The 21,971-nt window shown below is 59.1% G+C and carries 13 protein-coding genes; 5 read left to right on the forward strand and 8 right to left on the reverse strand.

Features of this window, described 5'->3' with window-relative positions:
- Positions 1-150: 150 nt before the first annotated feature.
- Genes mads8 through mads1 form a run of 8 tightly spaced genes read right to left on the reverse strand, consistent with a single transcriptional unit; the run spans position 151 to position 17,263 of the window.
- Entirely contained in the window at positions 151-5,727 is a 5,577-nt protein-coding gene (gene mads8, locus AB4851_RS28685) for a methylation-associated defense system ATP-binding protein MAD8 (protein ID WP_414449786.1), read from the reverse strand.
- The gene (gene mads7, locus AB4851_RS28690) at positions 5,724-7,397 is read right to left on the reverse strand and encodes a methylation-associated defense system protein MAD7 (RefSeq protein WP_414449787.1); all 1,674 of its coding nucleotides are present in this window, start codon (positions 7,395-7,397) and stop codon (positions 5,724-5,726) included. Before mads7 ends, mads8 begins: the two co-directional genes overlap by 4 nt.
- A complete protein-coding gene (mads6, locus tag AB4851_RS28695) occupies positions 7,397-11,572 on the reverse strand; it encodes a methylation-associated defense system protein kinase MAD6 (RefSeq protein ID WP_414449788.1) in 4,176 nt (1,391 codons plus the stop codon). Before mads6 ends, mads7 begins: the two co-directional genes overlap by 1 nt.
- Positions 11,572-12,993: a methylation-associated defense system restriction endonuclease subunit S MAD5 gene (mads5, locus tag AB4851_RS28700; RefSeq protein ID WP_414449789.1), complete on the reverse strand. Its 1,422-nt coding sequence runs from the start codon at positions 12,991-12,993 to the stop codon at positions 11,572-11,574. Before mads5 ends, mads6 begins: the two co-directional genes overlap by 1 nt.
- Positions 12,990-13,646, reverse strand: coding sequence for a methylation-associated defense system protein MAD4 (gene mads4, locus AB4851_RS28705; protein WP_414449790.1), 657 nt, complete (start codon positions 13,644-13,646; stop codon positions 12,990-12,992). The genes mads5 and mads4 overlap by 4 nt, the downstream gene beginning before the upstream one ends.
- The gene (gene mads3 / locus AB4851_RS28710) at positions 13,643-15,016 is read right to left on the reverse strand and encodes a methylation-associated defense system AAA family ATPase MAD3 (RefSeq protein ID WP_414449791.1); all 1,374 of its coding nucleotides are present in this window, start codon (positions 15,014-15,016) and stop codon (positions 13,643-13,645) included. Before mads3 ends, mads4 begins: the two co-directional genes overlap by 4 nt.
- A complete protein-coding gene (mads2, locus tag AB4851_RS28715) occupies positions 15,013-17,055 on the reverse strand; it encodes a methylation-associated defense system DNA methyltransferase MAD2 (protein ID WP_414449792.1) in 2,043 nt (680 codons plus the stop codon). Before mads2 ends, mads3 begins: the two co-directional genes overlap by 4 nt.
- A complete protein-coding gene (mads1, locus tag AB4851_RS28720; protein WP_414449793.1) occupies positions 17,048-17,263 on the reverse strand; it encodes a methylation-associated defense system helix-turn-helix domain-containing protein MAD1 in 216 nt (71 codons plus the stop codon). The genes mads2 and mads1 overlap by 8 nt, the downstream gene beginning before the upstream one ends.
- A 268-nt stretch (positions 17,264-17,531) precedes the next feature.
- Between mads1 and AB4851_RS28725 the strand changes: the two genes are divergently transcribed.
- From AB4851_RS28725 to AB4851_RS28745, 5 genes are all read left to right on the forward strand, one after another.
- Positions 17,532-17,873: a hypothetical protein gene (locus AB4851_RS28725; protein WP_414449794.1), complete on the forward strand. Its 342-nt coding sequence runs from the start codon at positions 17,532-17,534 to the stop codon at positions 17,871-17,873.
- Positions 17,874-17,981: 108 nt separating this feature from the next.
- Complete coding sequence (locus tag AB4851_RS28730; protein WP_414449795.1) at positions 17,982-18,947, forward strand: DUF932 domain-containing protein; 966 nt, start codon at positions 17,982-17,984, stop codon at positions 18,945-18,947.
- Positions 18,948-19,017: 70 nt separating this feature from the next.
- Positions 19,018-20,013 (forward strand): YqaJ viral recombinase family protein, encoded by a 996-nt coding sequence (locus AB4851_RS28735; protein ID WP_414449796.1) that lies wholly within the window; start codon positions 19,018-19,020, stop codon positions 20,011-20,013.
- Between the two features lie 51 nt (positions 20,014-20,064).
- Positions 20,065-20,991, forward strand: coding sequence for a phage capsid protein (locus AB4851_RS28740; protein WP_414449797.1), 927 nt, complete (start codon positions 20,065-20,067; stop codon positions 20,989-20,991).
- The gene (locus AB4851_RS28745; RefSeq protein WP_414449798.1) at positions 20,988-21,941 is read left to right on the forward strand and encodes a hypothetical protein; all 954 of its coding nucleotides are present in this window, start codon (positions 20,988-20,990) and stop codon (positions 21,939-21,941) included. Before AB4851_RS28740 ends, AB4851_RS28745 begins: the two co-directional genes overlap by 4 nt.
- Positions 21,942-21,971 lie beyond the last annotated feature (30 nt).

The following is a 21,971-nucleotide window of genomic DNA, read 5'->3' on the forward strand; positions in this document are numbered from 1 at the left end:
GTCTAATAGACCTATCTAAAATACCTCGAAGCCGAAGACGCCCAGACCTAACGGCTCATAGTTCCCACAAGCTGTGAGTTGGCTGTCGCGCTTTTTCTACTGGTTGCACCTGCACTTGATGGATGGATCCTGTCAAGCGCAGCGTGTAGATCAGCCCCTCACAGCCACCCGAGTTGCCCCACCGTGCTGCGTGACCCTGGGTCTGCACCGAAGCTTAACGGCCCCCTTGGAAAACGACTCATCCGTCGCCTTGCTTGACCAAACGTAGGCCTCTCCGGCTTTCAGTAGGGCCATGCGCTCTGGCGTCAGGTTGCCGAGTGCGGCATTGGCTTTCTGGATATGCTTCAACCAAGCAGGAGAGTTGAACTTGTGCATGATGATCTGGCTGGACAGCTCGATCAGGCTGACAGGCACGGATGGCGGGTCTTGGCTTGCTACCATGATGCTGACGCCCTTGTGCCGCATCTCTCGGACCACTTCGATTAGCCCGGCAACCAGGTCGGGACTCTCGATGTATTTGTGGGCCTCATCAAACACCACCAGCTTGTTGAAGCTGCGCCCATCTATGCGCGCATCAGCGAACAACTGCAAGAGGACGACGAACAGTCCGAGGGCTTCGTCCTTCTCGATGAACTCGTCTCGCAGGTCCACGATGATCAGTCGGCCTGGTCTCACCACCTCAGTGAGCGAGGTACCGTCATTGATGTACTCTGCGGCCAGGTCGAGGCGCATCCGAGCCAGCTCCTTGAGGTGATCGGGAACCGACGATGCATCGATGCCTGCACGCAAGCCCTCAAGGGTGATGTCGTCACGCATCGCCTTCATGATGCGCATGATCTGGCGGATATAGGTGGCCTGATTGCCCACGGCGCCCATCAAGAACTTCCAGTGAGACGCTTTCAGCTCTGACGCCGAGAACTGCAAAGGCCGCACTTCAATGTCGGGGTACTCCGCCTGACGCTCTTCGATCTTGTCTGCTGGCACGAGGAGCAAGACATCCGCGAGCGCCTTCGGCTCCGCGCCATACACTTCCTTCAGCGCACGAACCTGATCTTCCACCGAGTTCGCCCCCACCATCGACGTGAACTCGGGCTTGTAGTCCATCGTCGGGCTGTAGTGGAAGATCACCGTGGACAGCGGCTCGGGAAGGCAGTTGATACCAGGGATCTGCAGCGAAGCCATCTCTGCCACGCTGCCCAAGGTGTAGCTCTTGCCACCACCCTGAACGCCGAACAGGCTGATGGTGTGGGTCTGATTGAGGTCAAGTGCCACCTTGCGCCCAGACACTTCGCCAATCAGGCCGTACTGCGGTGTTGCTCCCGTAGCACCGAGCATGATGTCGTAAGCTACGCGCCTGTCGGTAGTCTCGCCATCTTGAGTCCGCGGCCGTGTAACGGACACACCCTGGGGAACCTCCTCCTCCGCAACAAGAACCGATGCGGGCGCCTGTTCCGCAGTCGCATCCGCACCCGGCTCGTCTACTGACAGTGGTGGCATGTCAGTGCTTGCAGCCTGCACGGTGCCTATTGGCTGAGGAGCCACCAGCACCACTGCGGCTGGTTCCGGCTCCCTCACGGACGCGTTGGAAACCACCTCATGCTGCGCGTATTTGACCCTCGGACTGTCGTCCCACGCGAGTGTTCGATCCCGTGGCGGGCTGAGGAACGCTGCCGTTTCAAAGGTAGGAACGGCTGGCGCCAACTCCCTGCGACGAAGCAGTTCTTGCGTGACCTCTCGCGCTGTGTCAGCAGAGCGCGCGTACTGGACGCTAGCCACCGTTTCGATGTCAGTCACTGCCGACTCCACCAACTGCCGGATCAAATCACTACCGATCCGATAGAACTCGATGCCGTTTTCATGCTCGGCGGCCTCAGTACCTGGCTTGCTGAAGTCAAACACCACGGCACTTCGTGTGAACTGCAGGGTGTACGGCCGCTCATCAAGGCGTCGCAGGAAGTAGTGGGCCTCTTCGGCGGCTTCTGGCAAGACCACGCCATAGCGTTCGGAGCGGTCTAGGTAGAAGCCCAGCAATGCAGCAAGATCGCGATTCTTGATGGGGCGGTCGGGCCGATCTACGTCAGCCATCTTGGGGTCGAAGTGATAGGCCAAGACGTGCTCGGACTGAGCAATCTGATCAGCGATGGAGGCCTTCAACTGCGCGTAGGCAGCAACATCACCCACTTGGCTATAGCACTTCACTTCGACCAACCGACATGTCACCACACGGCTTGCTGGGTCAAGGTCGAACAGGGCAAGGTCAGTCCGACGGAAGCTGACTTCATCGCCCATTTCCTCAGCGCTTTGCTTCAACGCCTTGTATAACTCCAAGTGCGCGTCCAACGGCACGACGACTTGGTTCTGGAAAACGCCTTGGTGTTCGAGAAACAAACGCGAGAGCGCTAAGCCCATCGCCTCGGCCCGCTGGGATGAAGAGGACAGCAACTTCAAGGCCAACCGTCCGGACAACGATCGAAGCTGGTCCAGCATCACCAAGGCATGTCGGCCCGTATTGGGCAGTCCGTACTCACCTAAGATGGGAATCAGCAACGACTCAAGCTCAGCAACGGACCGCGAGGTGATCGCCAGCCGATGGCTCATCGCGCTCGCCATGTCGGGCGAGTGGTCGATCAAATAGTCTGGCCGTGTGGCATGCCGACGATGGTCGAAGAACTCGATCCCCAAGTTCCGATCGATCGTAAGCACCCAATCACTGACCTCATGAACCTGATGGAGCATGGCACGCTCATCTGCGGACAGGCTCAGCGCAACAACGGGGCGAGCATGCGGCAGGTATTGACTGCGAGCAACTGTCGCCACTGCGACCGAGACAGCACGGGAAACACCACCCATGAGATCGGACAACACTTCTGCTCCCTCCAGCGGCTGCGCCGCGCCATGAAGCGGACGACGCAGCCAAGTGATGGACTGCTCGTCTTCCAGATAGTCCACTTCGAAGGGCTGAACCAGACCATGGACAAACGAAGAGTCGTCACTGTCCCGAACATCAACTGCTCGAATTTCCTCAGCAGGGAACAAGTCAAACAAGAAGGACAGGTGAGCCGCATGCAATTCCGGATCCTCACGGAATTCCTTGATGGCACGAATGGCCAGTCGCAGCTTGGGGTGCAAATGACTGTTGGTCGGCGTCGAAAAAGCGTCTGCCTCCTTGGCGCTTGTTCCCGAGTCTGGCGACAAGAGTTCCAGCAACGCTTCCCCGGTCGAAGGGGCAGCAGGATCAAGTACGAAGAGCCGGATGTCGTAACGTAGATCGGCGAAGTCAGGATGTCGCTGGAGAGCCAGCAACACCTCGGCCATTGCGCCTGCGCGCCCCGCGTTGAATGCGTTGATCGTCAGCGTCTCCACATACGGGTGCTGGACCAGATAACGCTGCACGCGCGCGGCAAGATAAGCACTATCGATCGTTGCCCCGCCTATGGCTGGCTCTGGCAAGCCCAAGGCACCACAAACCTCCCCGATCAGGCCACGAGGGTCCTTTTCATCGGTCGCCGCGTACAAGGACCAGAACGGGTTGATGTTGTCCACAGCCAGCGCTGTCCGTCCCAGCTCCTCACCGAAGGGAACAACCGGCGGAAATGCCGCTGGCGCAAGCTGCTTGATCACTGCGTCACGTGTCGGGATCACAAAGTCTTTGTTGCTAGCCCGACTCTGCTCCATCCAGGCCTGGCCGAGATGGCTCCATGCAACATGCCAGTTGGCACGCAAAGGATGCGTTGGCCCCAGCAGCACAGCATCTCGTCGCCTGCCTTGGTAGTCCTCCAGCACGAGGGCTACTGAATCTATGGTGAGCGCGTAGCGAAGCTCATCCATTGCTTGCCGCGCAACGACCGTCTCTGTGGAGCTGGCACGTGCAAGCGCTGTGTCGATCCAAGCCAAGTAGGCGGAGGCGTAGTTCTGCGCCGGCTCCTGAAGGGACAGAAGATCGCTGGCCTGCATGATCAGCCGTTGGTCCCCCTTGAGCACTGCGGCGAAAAACGACTCCCGAGCCTCTCGGAATCGAGTTACCTCGTCCGAGACTGGCCACTTGAATGACGTCGTAGATCGGGTGGCAACACCCGAAGCGCTGATAGAAAGGCTCAAGCGGTTAATACCTTCCGGGTCTTCAAGAAACGCCAGCTCCAGGTTCGCCAAAAGGCTGGACACCAAGACGTTCGCCTTACCCTCCTTGCCCAGGCGAACCTCCAAGGTTTCGCCGCTGGCCGTGGCCTTGCTACTGCGCTCCACCCAGCCGCAGCCGGTCACAGTAACGGTTCCAGGATCACGATCCTGAGTAACCGCCGCAAAACGTGCCCGCAGCAACGCATGCATCAAGCTAGACTCACGCGGGACCGCACGCTGTGGTGGTTCTACCTCCACCTCGTCGTCGGTGACCACGTAAAAGAGGTCACTTTCGTTGGGGCTGGCGTGCGTCTCAGCTGCATCAGTGTTGAACCGAATGGGATTGCCTTCTCCGTCCGCTAGAGGGATGCGATCACCGTCCTCGGTCTCTGCATACACCCGCACGTAGTGCCAGCCTTCCTCCCAGTCGATCTTGCCAATAGACGAAAAAGCAATCGCGCCGGAGTCGGTTCCTTTGGTCCAGGCGGCTTTTCGCCTACGCAGGCCTGTCGGCCCGTTGTCGCGCGACACAACTTCTGCCACGAAGCGCGACAGCCCTTCGACCTTGGACGGCACCGGGTCAACACGGAAAGAGACACTGAACTTTTTGAGCCCGGTTTTTGAGATGGGCAGCACCTTGTGCCCGATCAACTCAGCCAACCGGGGGTCTTCGTTGTCATCCTTTACCACGGGCAAGTCAGGCAGAGCGACATAGCCGATGTAGATGGCATCGGGGTTGACTCCACCGTCCTCGAACAACCATTTGTTGAACGCAAGTGGCCAATTCACACGGTCACGAACGATGGCTTGCGTCCACTCCTTGGGATTGGAGACGCCTATACGGGAGAAGAACTCGCCAAGCTGCTTGCAGAACACGTGGTCCAACAAGCCCAGCTCAAGCGCGCGAACGCGCTCCGTCTTGGTAGACCAGGTCACGCGCTCAACGCACTCTCGGTTGCGCGCCACTCGCGCAGGTGCGCGCTCGGCCTGTTGGAACAACTCAAAGTCCGGCACCAGAGCAAGCTCAAAAAGCGCTGCCCCCATCGCGTCCGGATCAAACTCATTGATCTGGCACGTGAGCAGGTAACGAGCGACAGCAGCGTCATCGGCATACCTCCATCGGCTGTCACGCCGCCGCAACTCGCTCAAGCAGGCCTCTACGGCCATCCGCAAGTTGGCAGGAACTTGAGCCAGCAACTGCCCATTCAGCTCCGCATACGCGCCATCGATCGAGGCCTCTTCGAACGTCGCGACGCCAAAAGAATCTTCCGCTGAAGCACGCAGGTCATTCGGCACGAAGACCAGCAACGGGGGCCGAAGCTCATCGTTCGGTAGCGGATTCCGCAGCTCAACCAGTTTGGTGCTGCTGACAGCCATGTCCGGTGCCATCGCTCGCAAGCCTTCGTCAGCCAGTACCACGACATTCGCTGACGGCACGGCAGCCCGCAGGCCGCCAGCCAAGCGAATCATCAGCTCTCGATCCAAATCAGTGGCCCGCATGCAATGCCCAAGCTCGCGAGCGGCAAGCAACCGGGATAGTTTTGGAAGCAGGACCGATTCCAGCGCGGCGTTCAGTTCTTGATTGGTGAGTTCACGCAGTCCCTGACTCATGCGCGCGCTCCTTCGTTTCGTTCTGCAATCGTGTAGCGCGGCACCACGGTCTGGGTCACGTAAGCATCAGACAAATCTCGATAGAAGCCAATCTCACGCAGGCGTCCAGTAAATGCCTGCACATTACTGCGCAGAGCTTTCCGTTCGTCGATGGTCGGAGCGCTGAACCCCTCACCGGGCGGCAGCTGATCGATGTAGAGCCCATAGCGTTCACGCAAGAACGACAACAAGTCGTCGATTCGCATTTCGCCGGTGAAGTAGCCCTGGTCCCCACCGGGCAGCAACACCGCGATCTGCAGCAACACTTCCAGCAGGCGACTCTCCAGCGCAAATCTCCGAGGTGCGTTTCGAGCACGGGTCTGCGCAAGTAGCGCCCCCGACTTGTTCTTTAACATCGTCGCGTCCAAAGACTCGATGATGTACTTCCGATGGAAGGCACCACGCAGTGCCACCAAAATCTCGATGTAGGTCTCGAAGTCCGAGAGTCCCATCTTTGTGATGGCCTCCACCTCTGCGTCAAGGCCAGCATCACCCTCAGACAAGGATTCGAGCAGCCCAGCCAGCCGCTCACCAAAGAACTTGTCTCGCTCTTCCGCGTATGGTTCCCCTTGCAGACCGTAGAGTTCTCCGACCGAGAACACAGAATTCAAGGGCCGGATCAATTTTCCTCTCCGAACGAGGTGCTCAGAAAACTCGTCAAGCTTCTTGGCGACGAAGTAAGCTCGCACAAAGCTAGGAATGCGCCGATAGTAGCCATCTGCACTGCGCTCTGCCAGCGCTGCGGTAGAAGACTCTGCGTTCCCCGATAGATCAACGAACAGGCCAAGCTTGTAGGGGCAATCACCCTGAGGCTCGCGTTGCTCGCGGGGCTTCATAGGGCATGCCGATTCAGCGCACAGAGAGTTGGCTCCCTCCAGCCTCTGCCAGGCAGGCAGCAGTTTTAGCAAGCGAAGGTGGTACAGCGCCAAGTGAAACGACAACAGCACCTTCAAGTACTCCACCATCACCGAGCGCGGCATGAAGGGCTTGTAGAACAGCAATCGCTGAATGTCTTCGGCCATCAGATCGGCTGAGCCGATGCATACAGGCGCAAACCGATCTCCACCCGCGCGCGTGTCCGCCGTGTCCTTCCTCTGCGACAGAAAGTGCAGCAGCGTCGCCGTCTCGATGTCTGTCAGTGCCTTGTCGTTGAGCTCTCTTGTGAGCTTGTCGAACCCATCGAAGAAGAAGCCCTTGAGATGTTCGATGGCGTGGTGGCCGGACCTATTTCTTGCGTGATACAGCATCTGATAGAGATGCTGGGCGGCGCCGTAGTCACGGGAGTGCTTCGGGTTGCGAAAGCGATAGGTATAGCCATGCAGCGGTCGCGGCCCTGCCACGGCGGCGTTTTTCTTGCCTCGGTTCACGATGTCCATCAGGTGGGTTTCCACCCAGCGCTCCACCGTATCTCGGTGCTGGGTGAAGCCCAAGAACTTGTCGCTAGCATCGAGGATGTCATCAACGAACTTGTCCACGGTCAACTCGCGCTTGTCGCGGAAAACGCTCGGATAGCCACCATGCTCAAGCCGCTCGAACAAGCCGGTGAGCACGCGATCCATCTCGATGGTCTTGAAGTCGAGATAGCTGATTTTCGGGAGTCGGAACTCCCTGTCCTTTTTCTGCAATGCCATCAGTTCCCCCTGGCGCCGCTCTCTGCGGCTTCTTCTTGGCGAGCGCCCTGCACAGGGCCGTGCAGCAAACGCATCTCCACCCGACCATCGTCATGGCGGGCCAAGCGGTAGAAGTCGTGCCCCGTGGTCGTCAGCAGGATTTCGCGGTAAGGCTGAGCGTTGAGACTGTTCTTGAATACGCCAAGGCAAAGATAGAAACCCTGTATCTCTTCAACGCTTGGCCGATAGCCTTCATTCAGCCGCACCAGCATCTCGAACACGTCGAGGTTGATGATCAGCTCGCTGCTGATGGCACCTGCGCCTTGGCCTTGATACTTCAGAAGCAGACCGGTCGGCAGATGTTCAACGAAGCGAGCCTTGGCCGCAAAGTCTTGAACCTGCAGCCGAAAGCCCTCCACGGGGAAGAGCCGGTAGCTCCGAACCGTACCGTGTTCGACTTGCCGCAACTGCAAGGCCAGGCTGGCTCCAAGGCGCTCCGGGCGCTGCAACCCCTCGCCTCGGTTGATGGCATGCAGGATTTCGCTCGTGAGTTCGTCAATGGGCATTTCGCCTCGAACGATCTCCACCATGCGTTTGGCGGAGCGATAGGGCAGCATTTTTTCCCAGCTGGCGTCACGCCGCTCAAAGAAATGCTTGCGGCGTGCCATGGCCACATACTCGCGGTGCTTCCTCGCCCGGTGGCGAACTGACGAGTCAGACACGCCACGCGGCAGATCGCCGAACAGGCGCTTCAACACCTCGAAGTCAAACTGCCCTCGGCGCTCAAAGCGGAACAGGGCGCGGTCATCCGGCTGAACAAAGTCCAGGCCTCGGTCGAAGCGGGGATCCTCCTGCTTGCCAACATCCAGATCGCTCAGCAGCGTCAGCAGCCGGTCCGAAGTGGCTTGTCCGCCACCCATCCAGCTGTTGAAGTAGAAGCTGCGCGCCACGTCATCGTGCTTGCCTAAGGCGTAGAGCGCATGAATCTCGCCACAGTCACGGTTGCCAATCAGCATGAAGGAAAGCGCTGAACGCAGGTCGCGCATCGTGATGTGCAAGCGCCCGCGCAAGTGCGCCATCGTGTAAAGCGTCTCGAGGCGTTCCAACAAGCGCGGCCCGGCAATCTCATCCTGGAAACTGCGCGCGTTGTGCAAGGCGTAGCAACTGTCTTTCAAGTCACACAGCTCACAAGCAGCCCAGTTCTCCGGGCGGACGATGCTTCGCAGCGTGCGCTCCAGAATCGATCCATCCTCAGTATTGTTAGCGTCGTCTGCCACAACGCTGCGCAGGTTCAGGTTCACTACCGCCACGCCAGACTCCGCTTCCCCCGTGGCGAATGCACGCCGAACCAGGGCCGTGAGTGCCGGGAAATCCCGTTCATGTGCAGCGAGAAAGTCCACCAAGCGGCCCTCGTTGATCGCAATCAGCCGGGTCTCTTTGGGGCTCCATGAGGCTGCATCGTTGCCCTTGAACGGGGCCAGGAAGTCCAGCAACACCTGGTTATTGTCTTTGTTGCCCTCGTCTTGGCTGCCGTCATAGTTGATGAGGTAGCGCTTGCCGTCCAAACTCAGCTCGCTCCCGTTTGCCAAACCACGATTGACAGCTCCGCCGCGCGCTTCCACCTCTTTCTCCAAGCGTTGCAAGAAGGCGGTCTTGCCATCACCAGCGTTGCCAGAGATCAGCACGAGCCGGAACTCCCCTTGCAGCACAGCAGGCAACAAGGCACGGTCCAACGCGGTGTCCACATAGGCTGAGAACCCAAGCGCGTCCATGCCCCGCGTACCCGCATTGCTGCGCCGGCTTTGACTGTAGAGCGTCAGCAGGTGTGATACGAACGCATTGGTGTTGGGTGCCGATTCAGCCAAGGCAGGCTGCCCGCTGCTCACCGCCGTCACCATGGAGGCCAGACTGACCGTCTGCACACGACGTGCATGGCGAACTTCTGCCAGCGCATCGCGGAAATCGACGGCCGTGTGGAAGCGCTCTGCCCTGCGCGGCGCAATGGCCTCGAGCACCACGTTCACCAGCTCTGGCGCTAGGTCAGCAAAGCCCGAAAGTTCGCGCGGGTCGGGCGCAGGCTTGTTGATGGGCGGCTCCGTCGTGTCCCATGGGTAGCGGGCGGTCAATGCCTCGTACAAAGTCAGGCCCAGCGCATACAGATCGCGGTCTGCACGCTCGCCGTTATGCGGAATGACCTCAGGGTCAAAGTCCGGCGGCAAATAGCGCCGCGAGCCCCCGCCGCGCGACTCCTTGTCATCGGCCCGTACCGACACATTGAAGTCGATGATTTTGGCGCCCTTCTGCGTCCACAAGAGGTTGCGTGGCTTGATGTCGCAATGGTGGAAGCCCTGCGCATGCAGATGCACCAGACCCTCGATCACCTGCTTGCCCAGCTCCAGCGCATCCTCGGGGGACAGCAGGCGATCGTGAATCATGTCGCCGACATCGGCCCCTTCCACGTACTCAAACACCAGGAAGGGAATGTCCCGCCCTGGAATCACATCCGCATCCAGCACACGAACCACATGAGGGTGCTCGGGGATGTGCACCAGGTGGCGGTACTCCTTCTTCAGGCGCTCCAAGGTCGAGTGCCGGTCACTGACGATGAGCTTCACAGTACGCGCCACATCACCCAAGGTGTCGATCACCTTGTAGACCACACCGAAGCTGCCGCGCCCGAGCTTCTTCTCCACGATGAACTTGTGGGTCAGGCGATGGCCTGCCGCCAAGTTCAGGTAGTCGGTCTGGGCATCATCGACTTCGAAGACCTCAGGCTTTGGTGCTTCTGCAGCCTGATTGGCCACTTGCGCAACGGGTTGCAGTAAAGCATTCACAGCGGCCAGCGCGGCAGATGCGGTCAACCGTTGGTGCTCATCAAAAGCGCACAGGCTCTGAAGCCAAGCATCAAAGGCTTCGTTCAGCTCCGGTCGCAGCGCCGAGGGCTTGCTGAGGAACTCCCCGGCTCGATCCCACACCGTAGTGGGCTCGCCAGCGAAGGGGCGCTCGCCAGTGAAGAGTTCGTAGAGGATGACCCCTGCGGAGAAGATGTCTGATGGGCTGGATGCGGCACCCGGCTCCCGGAACGCTTCGGGTGCCACATAGGCTTTCTCCACCAGATCAACAATGTCCGCCGCGATCGTCAGGCTGCGGTCCACACCGGGCTTGGCGAAGTCGAAATCGGTGATGCGTGTGGTGCCGTCCTGGCCAATCAAGATCGCACCCGGCGTCAGGTTGCGATGCACCACACCGTGATGGTGGGCATGGGCCAAGGCAGCCAGCAGGTCTTTGGCCACGCGCCACTTCTGGTCCAGGGTCAGCGCCAACTGGGGCCGAGCCATGTGCACCGTCAACGCCTGGCCCGGTGCATCGTCCAGGATCAGGATGAACGACTTGTCGTCATCGGTCGGGAAGAAATCCCGCGCCGCGACGATGTTGGGATGCAGCGGCAGCTTGGACAGCGCCCGGTAGGCATTGGCAATGCGGTTGACCTGCGCTTTGCGCATGTCTTCAGGCTTGTAGGGGTCTGCCTGGTACACCCGCAGGCGGGCCGTACCACCTGCGAACGCGTTCTCGGCGCGGAACTCGGTGTAGGCCTCCGCTGCCCCGAGCTTCTCTTTAACCTGCCAGTGCCCAAAGCGCTGCACTGCGGAAGCTGGCTTCACCACCTTCAAGGCATGCAGGATCAAGCCTTGCTGCTGCAGGATGTTCTTGGAGAAGCGCGTTGGGATGCGCGTGGCATCCTTGAAATAGCGCTCTGCGTCCTTCAGCTTCACCACCCGGTCTGAATCCAACTGCTCGCGGTCATTCAGGTGTGCATCGGGCGCGGTGAGCAGGATAGCGGCATCGACGTAGATGCCGTCCAACTCATCCCGACCGGGATGGGCCTGGGTCACCAAGCCCTTCACCGTGCGCGCATGACCGCGCAGCTTGCCCAGTGGCGATGGATATGGCGCGCGCCCCTCGGGATACCACCTGTTGCCGTACACGTCGATGGTGCCGCGCGTGCCCTTTACGTCGATCAGGTAAAGGGCATGCGGGGTCAGCAAAGCGATGTCGATCTCGAAGCGCTCGCCCCGCCGCTCGATCTCGAAGTTGTGAAGCAGAACGAAACTGTCTGGCAAGCGATCCCGCAGGTAAGCGATGGCGCTGCGCTCTGCATCGTTGACCGGCTGGCCTACTGGGATCACTTTGGCCATTACGACTCCCCTTTTATCTTCTGTTCTAGTAGTCTTATGGCTTTCAATTCTGCTTGTCGTGCTTGCTCGATCATTTCGTGAGCTTCAATAACAGGCTTCGCGAATGACTCTCTCACTGACGGAGCTGGCCACAAGACTCTAAGCCTCGAAATGTGTGGCTCCCACACTCTGGGAATGCTATTTCCACATGCCTGTCGCTTGATCAGCACCTCGCCAACCCTTGTTCTCAAAAACAAGTACAGAAAAGCGCCGTCAATTTCAGTGAGCGGAGAAACTCTAAAGACATCGTCAGCACAAAAGACACCTTCAAGCCACCCGTTAACATACAGCGGCCGCCCGAAAAGACCGTAAATCTGACCTGCCGCCTGGAACACCACGGTTCCTCGCTCAAGGATAAATTCATCAAACTTAGGAGTTCGCCTGCTTACATACCTAGGCTCCTCTGCCTGGTATCGATAAATGTCGTTACCACTCACAAATAAGCGTCCGTACTCCTCGCTCTCCACCCATAAACGTTTGAAGATAGGTGGCTTGAAGTACCTTTTAACAACTGAAGACAGCTTCTCAACTCCGAGCGGACTGCGATCCAGCATTTCCTCGGCCCAAAGTGCAGCTGCCGAGTGATACGGTGCATCCAGACGATCATTCAAGTCAGAGCACTTCACACTGGTGTGAGAAAACTCTGTCACCTGTGGCAAATCGTCGGATGAAAATCCAGCCGCACCCTCCAATTGCTTCAGTGAAGTTGCGAGCTGCATATTTGCCATGCTGCGCAATCGGGAAGATCTTTCAACCAACTGATGAATTTCACCCTCAAACTCCGGCCCGAACCGTGGAACCGGCAAATTCGCTATGTGTTCTGGTTCGATGTGCTGGATGATTGCGCCGTAAGTACCGGAAACCACCAAAGGTACGCCGTAGCGACTAGTCAAGAACGCGTACAGATAACCAGGCGGGACGGACTCCGGATTAGGAACAACCTTCATAATGTGCTGCGATGACCACATTCCATCCATGTCAGGACGTACGTATGTCATCCGCCCGATGGTCCCAGAGCAGGTAATTAGCGTGGTGCCAGCACTAAGCTTTAGATAGGCCAATTTATTCGACTGCGCGTAGCGCCGCTGAAGGAGCGGCACAGTCGAAAGATCCGCGTTGAGCATGTCGCTGTTGCTCAAAAATGGAACCCCTTGTGCGGGGTCATTCACCCAAACTCTTGCAAAGACGGGACCGTTGTAGATGCCTCCGGCATATCCGGTCGTGAGGGTGCGCAACGGGTCTTTGCGTACCTTCAACTGTGTGAGCGCATCTCTCGCCTCCAATGCGCCTGACATGTATGGATTGCAGTCCAAGCGCCGACCACCCTCATTGAGCCAGCCGGATCGAACGATGCGTGCGTTCTTGAAACTCGTGAAGGTCATGCTGCAACCTCCTGGGGGAACCACGCGATAAACGTTGCGTGCATCTCAGCGAAGGCCACATCGGTGCAACCCTTGATCGAGATGTGCTGAGCCAGCTTCTGGTAGATCGCAGAAGAGCGGGGTTGCCGCGTTTGCTTCAGCACCCACTCAGTTGCCTCCTTCGGCCGCGGTGGTTTGGCGGCGTCAGCAGGCCACCATCCGCTCTCGGCAAGATGCTGACGCAGCGACTTATCGCCCTTGTAGCGCAGCACATCCGCCACCTGCGGCTTGTCTTGCCACAGCCAGTTTTCCAACTCGGGCTCGATGGCGATCACCTTGACCGCATCCTCGGCCCAACCACTGGCCACCAGTTTGGCCGTGATGTCAGCAACGATGACATCTTTGCCAGGCGAGCCTTCCCATTCACAATCCAGCACCACGAGGGCGCGATGGTGGCTGTTCTGGTAGGGGCGCAACAACTCGTGGCCCTTGGTGTAGACGCCGGGGTCGTTGCCACCTTCGTCCACCAGCAGGTCGGCACCGACATCGGTGTTGATCTCGAAGGGCGCGCAACCGAGGCTCAGGTGCCAACGCTCGCGCTTGAAGTACCCACGGAAGGTGGCCGCCATGTTGCTGTCGGCCACCAAGATGACGCAGGGGCGCTTGTTCATCATCCAAGCACCCCCGCTGCGAATAGGCTGCCAAGGTCGATGCCACCTCGCCACTCTTGCAGGCGAGGATGCTCTGTCCCGGCGACCATCTCCACGCCGCCTTCGCTTGCCAGACGTGCACACAGCAATTGATCGAGCTCGGCTCGCGCCAGTACCACAGGTGAATGCGATGACACCCAGACCTGGCTGTCATACATGGACGAGAGCGATTGCAGGACCGCTTCGATGGCGCGCGGATGGATGCCGTTCTCTGGCTCCTCGGTCACCAGGATGGCCGGTTGCTTACCGAGGTAAGGCAGCAGCGTCAGCGTGAGGATGCGCAAGGTGCCGTCAGACAAGCCCGGGGACGGTACTTTGAAGTCGCCTTTGTAGCTAACCACGAAGTACGCGTGGTGATCGTCCTCACGTTCACGCACATCAATGTCAATGACCTGCGGAAGCGCGGTTTGCACATGGGCAATCCAATCGGCATAGCGCTCGCTGCGGTAGCCGATGTCTGCGCCTTCCGTAGCGCCTTCACGCTTCAAGTCCAGTGCGAGCCATGGCGCATTTCGACCGTCCGATGTGATCGTTTTCGGCTGGCCTGGCGGGCAGGCAAACCGCATTTCCTCCCAATCTGGATTAAGAAACACGGTGTCTGTGGTCAGTAGACTATGCAGCCAACGTGAAGCAGGGTACTCATGCTCCGACTCAAAGAGCATACGGGGCATGGCGAGCAAAGTGTTGCCAATTCCTACCTTTGTGGAGCGGGTTCTTGCTCCTGGGGGCGGAACCTCTGGCGTGAATTCAGCCGTTTGTCCAAATTCGCGCTGCAGAATCATTCGCCAGCCCTTGCGTTTCCGCTCGCCTACTCGAACACCCTGGTATCCAGGCTCCGCGCGATTCGGTTTGTAAGCCTCAGGGAAGACGAATAGGTACTCTTGAACAACGTGTAGGTCTCGGTCTTCAGAGACTCTGAGTCCGAGTTCGTACCGAATATGTGAAGGCCAGCGCTTCTTGTCGATCTCCAGCGCGGAATGAGTTTTTTGCCGTTGAGCCTTACTCAGTCGTTGAAACATGCCTTCGACGAGTTTTGACTGGACTTCTTCCGGCAATTTCGCCTCAATGGCGAAAGAAAAATCATCTCCCCGACCAGCAAACACGAGTTCCCTCAGGCTGCTGGCGCGAGCTTTGCCCTCCGATGACTTGCGACGACGCGGTACGAACGCATCGACCACATATTTGGCGTCCAAGAGGTCGCCGAGTAGGCCGGGCAAATCGAGGAGCGTGGTCTTGCCAGAGCCGTTGGCCCCGACGAGAACGCGAAAGTCGCCGACATCGACGCCCAGGCGTTCGAAGCAGCGATAACGTGTGGCTTCAAGTCGCGTGATCATTTGCTGGGCTCCGGATGTTGGGCGCGGAACTCGGCATACGCCTTGGCGATTTCGGGCAGATCGTCGTCGAGGATGCGCTCCTTGCGGTGCAGGGTGCGCACGTGCAAGCCACCGCCGATGCGAACCTTCTCCTCATGGCTGACATCCACCAGGATTTCTTCGCCGTCAGGGTGGCGCTTGTAGAGCGTGTTGCCACGGCGGTCGAAGCCCACCTTCTCGGCGACTGCCATGAAGACGGGGTAGTCCTTCTTCTGACCGAGGTCTTCTGCCTTGATCACCTCTTCGGGCTTGCGCTTCAGGAAGAGCAAGCTGGTCAAGATGTTGACGTTGGCTTCGACGATGAAGGACTCCACGGGCAAGTCGATGCTGGCCAGCACCCAGCAGTGGCGAAGAATCCAGTAACGGATGTACTCATCGCCAGGATTGCCCAAGATGCCGTCAGGCAAGACGATGCCAGCACGGCCGCCCGGCTTGAGCCACTTGACGCATCGTTCGATAAACAGCACCTCGGGCGACACAGCAGGCTTAATGGCATTGGTCATCACGAAACCATCGCCTTGCCGTTCCCAGCGGCGGGCCAGCTCGTACTGCTCCAGGATAGTCTTTTCGGTGACTGGAATGTCGGAGCCAAACGGCGGGTTGGTCATCAAGACATCAATCGTGCCAAGCGGGATGGCTGCCTTCGCTGCCGGCACGCCAGGCAGGTGGCCTGCCGGAAACTCCAGTGAATTCATGTGATAGAGGTGGCCGAGCGAATTGCCAGCCATCATCACGTTCATCTGTGCAGCGCGAACCAGGAAGGGGTCGAAGTCGGCGCCAAACAGGTTGTTGGCGGCGAAGTGGGCCAACCGGTCTCGAATGGAGACGAACTCTTCTGTGTTCTCGTCACCTGCCTTGATGTGCTTCTCGTCGTGGAAGACCTTGTTCAGGTAGTTCAAGGTCTCGACCAGGAAGCCGCCCGTACCGCAGGACGAATCGAGCACGCGCTCATGCTCCTTGGGAGCCAGCATCTTGACCACGAGGCTGATGGCGCCACGCGGGGTGAAGTATTGGCCGCGATCTCCACGCAGGTTGGTGCCGACGATCTCTTGGTAGGCCGCACCCTTGGCGTCCACATCTGTGCGGCCAAAGTCGTAGCGGGCCAGTTCGGAGACGATGAAGGCCAGGGCGCGGTCGGACAAGGTGATCTCCTCATTGCCCTTGAACAGACCGTCGTACTTTTTCTTCACTGCCTCAAAAAGCGGCTTGATGCGCAGGCGAATTTGCTCTCGGCCAGCAGCTTCAAACGGCTCGAACGGCCCCACCCAGAAGCGACGCGCATCGTTGGGCTGCTGCTCGTCGTACATCTTGCAGAAGATTAGATACAGGAACTGCCAGAAGGCCGCATCCTTCGGCATGCCTTCATTGCCGTGGATATAGTTGTGGCAGCGGCGGAACGCTGTGCGCAGCATGACCGGATCGGCACGGCGCAAGCGCCCCATGGAGCGCCCTTCAACACTGAAGGTGTCATCACCTAGGGGCCAGTCGCCGATGGGCTTGAACTTGGTATCGAATCGGGTGACTTCTTTCTTGAAGAAGAAGAACTCAAGGCCGTTGGTCCACAAGCCGTAGTCGCAGCTATCGACTTCAGCCATTACCATTTCAAGCACTTCGAACTCTTTGCGTGCTTCTTCTGGATCACGCATGCGATAGGCACCCTTGGTGCCGAGCTTGGGCTCTTTCTCCACCACCACAGAGCGGTAAAGGTTGTCTACGGTGTGTGCTTGGCCTGGCTTGAAGATGGCGATGTCGAGCTTGCGGTTCTTGCCCAGCATCTTGACCTTGAAGTCAGGCTCCATGTCTTCGGCGGCAATCCCATACTCATGAATGATGGCGCGGGCGATACGCTGACGGACTTGCTCTTTGTCGCTGTCCTTCACCGGGTTACCAGTGATGTAGTCAAAGACCTTGCCCTCTTCGAGCGCTTTCTCAGGCGCTTGGGCTTCTTGATCAAGGTCACTCATATCGTTGTTGTCCTGTACGGAGCGCTGCTTAGGCATTGCGGGGCTCCTTGTCGTCAAAATCATCACTGCTGGCAGCGGCACCGCCCTCTCGAACCCAGGCGTCCACGTCTTCCTTCTTGAACTTCCAGAAACGCCCAACCTTGTGCCCTGGCATGCCTTTGGAGGTCACCCAGGTGTAGATGGTGTCTTTGGCTACGCCGAGGTAGTCGGCGATGTCATCGACAGAGAGCCAGCGGTCGTCCATGTCTGCATCCAAACAGAAATGCGCCGTCAGAGTAGCGGCAACTGAGCACAGTCTACGCCACTTCCAGCCAGCCCAACAGGGTTTGATTCGGTTTTGATTGGGTTAGACCTTGTTAGGATCGTTTGAACAAGTGCCCAGAGTGGCAAGCATGTCACTTTTATCAACTCATTCAACTCCAGTTTTTTTCAAACTTATATCACCTCATCGAGCATCCCTCCCGACACGCCTAGGCAATGTGCTTTGTCCCAATCCCTCATGAGGTTGATATATGAACTCTTCGATTTTCTGTCCCCGCTGCGATTCGCCTTGCGTCGTCGCACGCAACACAGCCCGAAAGGCCGGTGGTGCCATTGGTGCGACGGCTGGTGCCGCTGGTAGCGCGGCTGCAGCACTCGGCGGAGCCGAAACCGGTGCAGCACTCGGAATGGTGGCCGGCCCCGTAGGCTCGATCTTCGGCGGCATCGCCGGTGCTCTCATGGGCGCACTGCTTGGTGGCGCTGCCGGATGTGCGGCTGGCACCGCCTTCGGCGAGCAAATCGACACGCATGTCCTCGACAACTACGAATGCCAAGCGTGCGGCCACACCTTCAGCCAGCAACACGCGAGCTGATGTAGCTCGCCCCACGCTTAACTAATCGTCCGACTCAACGCCTACAGCCCTCCGGGGCTGTAGGCGCTTTTGCGTTCTGTTTCCCAAAATCGATCAGGAGATTTTCAAATGCATCTCGTCAACAGCATGGCCTACGTCAACGAAACCCCGTGGCACGGCCTGGGTAGCCAGCTCGCACCTAACCAGCCCATCGAAGTGTGGGCAAAGCAAGCCGGCATGGATTGGCAGATCGAGTCGACCGACGTGCGCTATCTGTCGGGCAACGCTGGCGGCAATCTCGGTTCGATCCACTCGTTCCCCGAGCAGCGTGTGCTGTACCGCTCGGACACGAAGGCGCCGTTGTCCGTCGTGTCGTCGCGCTACCAGGTGGTGCAGCCTCGGGCCATCCTCGAGTTCTACCGCGATCTCACCGAAGTCGGAGGATTCGCGCTCGAAACTGCAGGGGTGCTCAAAGAAGGCAAAAAGCTTTGGGCGTTGGCTCGCACCGGCCAATCTGTGTCGCTTAAGGGTAAGGACACGGTGAACGGCTATCTGCTGCTCGCGACGGCATGTGATGGCACCCTCGCGACGACTGCTCAGTTCACCTCGGTTCGCGTCGTGTGCAACAACACCCTGCAGATTGCGCTAGGCGACAGCGCCGGCTGCGTGAAGGTGCCGCACCGCACGCAGTTCGATGCGCAAGCCGTCAAGCGACAGCTCGGCATCGCGATCTCTTCGTGGGACGGCTTTATGGTCCGCATGAAGGCGCTGTCCGAACGCACCGTCAACGATGCTGCGGCCGAGAGCTTCTTTCGGCGCGTGTTGACCTACCCCGTTAGTACCGGCCAGCTCACGCAAGCCACAAACGACTCCGCGATCAAAACCGTGCAGTCGCTCTACACCGGAAAGGGCATGGGTTCGACGCTCGAATCGGCATCTGGGACCGCGTGGGGGCTCGTCAACTCGATCACGGAGTTCGTCGACCATCAACGTCGTGCTCGCAGCGAGGACCACCGCCAGGATGCAGCCTGGTTCGGCACCGGCGCCGCACTCAAGCAAAAGGCTTGGGATGAAGCGATGAAGCTGATCGCCTGACTCCATGTCCACCGTACTTCCCTGCCCGGCCGGATCGCTCCGCCGGGCAATTTCATTTGTGGAGGTAGAAATGTCGCTATCTGAAACAGCCACACGGCAACGTAGTCGTCCGGCGCTGCGCCTCGTCGAAACGAAAGACATGTCTCGCGTGGATTGGCTGGAAGTGCGGAAATCAGGTATAGGCGGCTCGGATGCTGCCGCTGCCGTCGGGCTCTCGCCATATCAGTCGATGCTCGAACTGTGGCTCGTCAAAACCGGACGAGATGCGAACCTTCTCAAGCCCGATCCCAACGATACAACCGAGCCGGTCTACTGGGGCACGCTACTAGAGCCCATCGTCGCAGCGTCGTACACGAAGCAGACGGGAAACCGCGTGCGACGCGTCAACGCTATGCTTCAGCATTCGTCGATTCCGTGGATGCTCGCCAATGTCGATCGTGAGGTCGTCGGCAACCAGAACGTCCAACTGCTCGAATGCAAGACCGCGGGTGAGTTCGGCGCCCGCCTCTGGCGTGCCGGTGTTCCCGAGTACGTCCAGATTCAAGTTCAGCATCAGCTTTGCGTCACCGGCAAGCAGGCCGCTGATGTCGCTGTGTTGCTGTGCGGCCAGCAACTCGATGTCCATCGTATCGAGCGCGACGACGCGCTGATTGCACGGTTGATCGAGTTGGAGGCCGCATTCTGGCGCTACGTCGAAACCGATACCCCGCCGCCCGCCGACGGCTCGGAATCGGCTGACCGCGCGCTGCGCAGTCTGTATCCAGGAACGGGGGGCAACGTCGATTTCACCGACGATCGCCGCTTGTCGTCCGCGTTCGCAGACCTCATCGCAGTTCGCAGCGAGATCGAGACACGACAAGCAGTCGAAGCTCAGCTCAAGCAAACCATTGCGCAAGCCATGGCAGAAGCCGATCGCGCGCAATTCGAAACGGGATCCGTGTCGTTCAAGCGCAGCAAGGACGGCACGGGCGTCGATCTCAAACGACTGCTCGCTGACCACCCCGAGCTTGCCACGCAGTACGCCATCACGAAGCCTGGAACGCGCCGCTTCCTCGTGTCGACCTGATCGCCATTGGCTTCGCCCCCTCGATTCCATCTATCCATATAGGAGAGCATCATGCTCAAGGGACTTGCAATCACGCCTCCCATTGTGGGGCGCATCAGTATCGGGAAAATCGTCGAGCGCAACGGCAAGCGGCTCCCCGAGAAAGACGACGCGTTCACGATTACAACTCAAGTGCAGCAGCGTGGGGAGTGGCTGCTCCATCCGCTCAACGAAGCACTGCGCAAAGCCACGACCGGCAAGCTGCGCGCGATCCCGGTGCGATTTCTGTTCAACGATCCGGACCTGAATCTGCGCGCCGAATACTCTTGCTTCGACCGCGAGACTGGACGCCCGGTTTGCGTCGGTAACGGTGAGACTTGCCGTCGTGCCGGCGACGCCGGTATCGAAGAACTGCCATGCCCGTCGCCCGATGCATGCGCCTTCGGTCAAGGGGGGGCCTGTAAACCCTACGGGCGGCTCAATGTGCTAATCGGCGACGAAGACGAAATGGGCAGCTTCTGTTTTCGCACCACGTCGATCAACTCCATCCGGACCCTGGCCGCACGCTTGCACTACTTCGCTGCGGTGTCGGGCAATCTACTGGCGTGCTTGCCGCTGGAGCTGAAACTGCGCGGCAAGTCGACTACGCAGAGCTATCGGTCCGCGATCTACTACGTGGATCTCTGCGTACGTGCAAACAGCACACTCGAAGCGGCCATAACGGAGGCACGCGAGCTGAGCAGTCGGCGACGCTTAGCTGGGTTTGATCAAGCGGCGTTGGATACGGCTGCACGTACTGGACTCGCCAACGGCGCATTCGAGGACAGTATTGAGGAACGCGCGGCAGTCGCCGAGGAATTTTATCCAGCGGAGTCAGTTGACGACGGTAGTCACGGTGGGGACGGTGGCAATAGCGACACGGCTCATACGTCCACCACGCCGAGCCTGAAAGACAGACTGGATCAGCGTGCCGCACGACTCGTCGAGAAAGCCGCATGATCCGTCGCGTGGCATTTTCCCTGGCAGGCGCAGCAACGACTACTGCGATCTGCATGTCGGTACTGGCTAGCTGGCAGCGCGGTGGATGGCTACTGGAGCGGATTGCCTGGGTTGCCATCGGCGTCGTGCTTGTCGCTGGCGCACATGTGCTCCCAGCACTTTACCGATCAGCGCCCCTTGCTGTTCGCGCTGTCGGTACGCTGCTGTGGCTCGGCTGCATGGCGGCGGCATCGTTCGGGCATGCGACTTTCTTTCTGCTATCTCAGTCGCATGCAGGTAACGCTAGGGTATCGACATTGGTGGACGTCAAACCTGTCGCTCACCGCAGTCTCACTGCCGTCATATCCGAACGTGCTTCGATCACTGCGCAACTCGCCCAGGCCAACGTGCATCGTTGTGTTGGTGACTGTCCGGTACTGCGCGCGCGTCGTACCGGACTAACTGCACGACTGAATGCGCTAGACGCAGAAGCCAGCGACGTCCGGCGAGACCAGGCCGCAGAGGATCGAGCGGAAATTGTCCGCGACACCACCAAGGCCGATCCAGTTACAACGCGCCTTGCGGCGGTTTTAGGCATGGCGACCACGAAGCTTGACCTGCTCGTCGGGTTGGCACTCGCTGCCATTCTGGAAGCCACGGCCTGCCTGCTCTGGTGGGTCGTATTTTTGCCGCGTGCGGACTCCGTGACTGAGATAAGTCATGACGCAGTCACTCTAGTCGCATCGGAGCAGCTAGGGCCGACTACGACGGCACCTACCGTCCAGTCAGAAACGCCTCCTCCCGCCCCGGTCGTGATGGAACCGGATACCGACCTCACGAGACTCGTCCGCGACATCCAGGCGGGAATCTTGAAGCCGACCGTTGCCAGCATCCGCCGTCATCTCCACTGCTCACAGGCCAAAGCCGTTGCGCTTCGCCGCCAGTTCATAGAACACAACGCAAAGCCATAAGCGCCGGGCCTCTCGCCCGGCGTTTTCGTT

This window comes from Burkholderia sp. 22PA0099 (genome assembly GCF_047497165.1).
Taxonomy (GTDB): Bacteria; Pseudomonadota; Gammaproteobacteria; order Burkholderiales; family Burkholderiaceae; genus Burkholderia.

Bases quoted from the DNA above. Each gene is read 5' to 3' on its own strand.
- mads8 (WP_414449786.1), bottom strand. From the start codon at position 5,727: ATGAGTCAGGGACTGCGTGAACTCACCAATCAAGAACTGAACGCCGCG.
- mads7 (WP_414449787.1), bottom strand. From the start codon at position 7,397: ATGGCATTGCAGAAAAAGGACAGGGAGTTCCGACTCCCGAAAATCAGC.
- mads6 (WP_414449788.1), bottom strand. From the start codon at position 11,572: ATGGCCAAAGTGATCCCAGTAGGCCAGCCGGTCAACGATGCAGAGCGC.
- mads5 (WP_414449789.1), bottom strand. From the start codon at position 12,993: ATGACCTTCACGAGTTTCAAGAACGCACGCATCGTTCGATCCGGCTGG.
- mads4 (WP_414449790.1), bottom strand. From the start codon at position 13,646: ATGATGAACAAGCGCCCCTGCGTCATCTTGGTGGCCGACAGCAACATG.
- mads3 (WP_414449791.1), bottom strand. From the start codon at position 15,016: ATGATCACGCGACTTGAAGCCACACGTTATCGCTGCTTCGAACGCCTG.
- mads2 (WP_414449792.1), bottom strand. From the start codon at position 17,055: ATGCCTAAGCAGCGCTCCGTACAGGACAACAACGATATGAGTGACCTT.
- mads1 (WP_414449793.1), bottom strand. From the start codon at position 17,263: ATGGACGACCGCTGGCTCTCTGTCGATGACATCGCCGACTACCTCGGC.
- AB4851_RS28725 (WP_414449794.1), top strand. From the start codon at position 17,532: ATGAACTCTTCGATTTTCTGTCCCCGCTGCGATTCGCCTTGCGTCGTC.
- AB4851_RS28730 (WP_414449795.1), top strand. From the start codon at position 17,982: ATGCATCTCGTCAACAGCATGGCCTACGTCAACGAAACCCCGTGGCAC.
- AB4851_RS28735 (WP_414449796.1), top strand. From the start codon at position 19,018: ATGTCGCTATCTGAAACAGCCACACGGCAACGTAGTCGTCCGGCGCTG.
- AB4851_RS28740 (WP_414449797.1), top strand. From the start codon at position 20,065: ATGCTCAAGGGACTTGCAATCACGCCTCCCATTGTGGGGCGCATCAGT.
- AB4851_RS28745 (WP_414449798.1), top strand. From the start codon at position 20,988: ATGATCCGTCGCGTGGCATTTTCCCTGGCAGGCGCAGCAACGACTACT.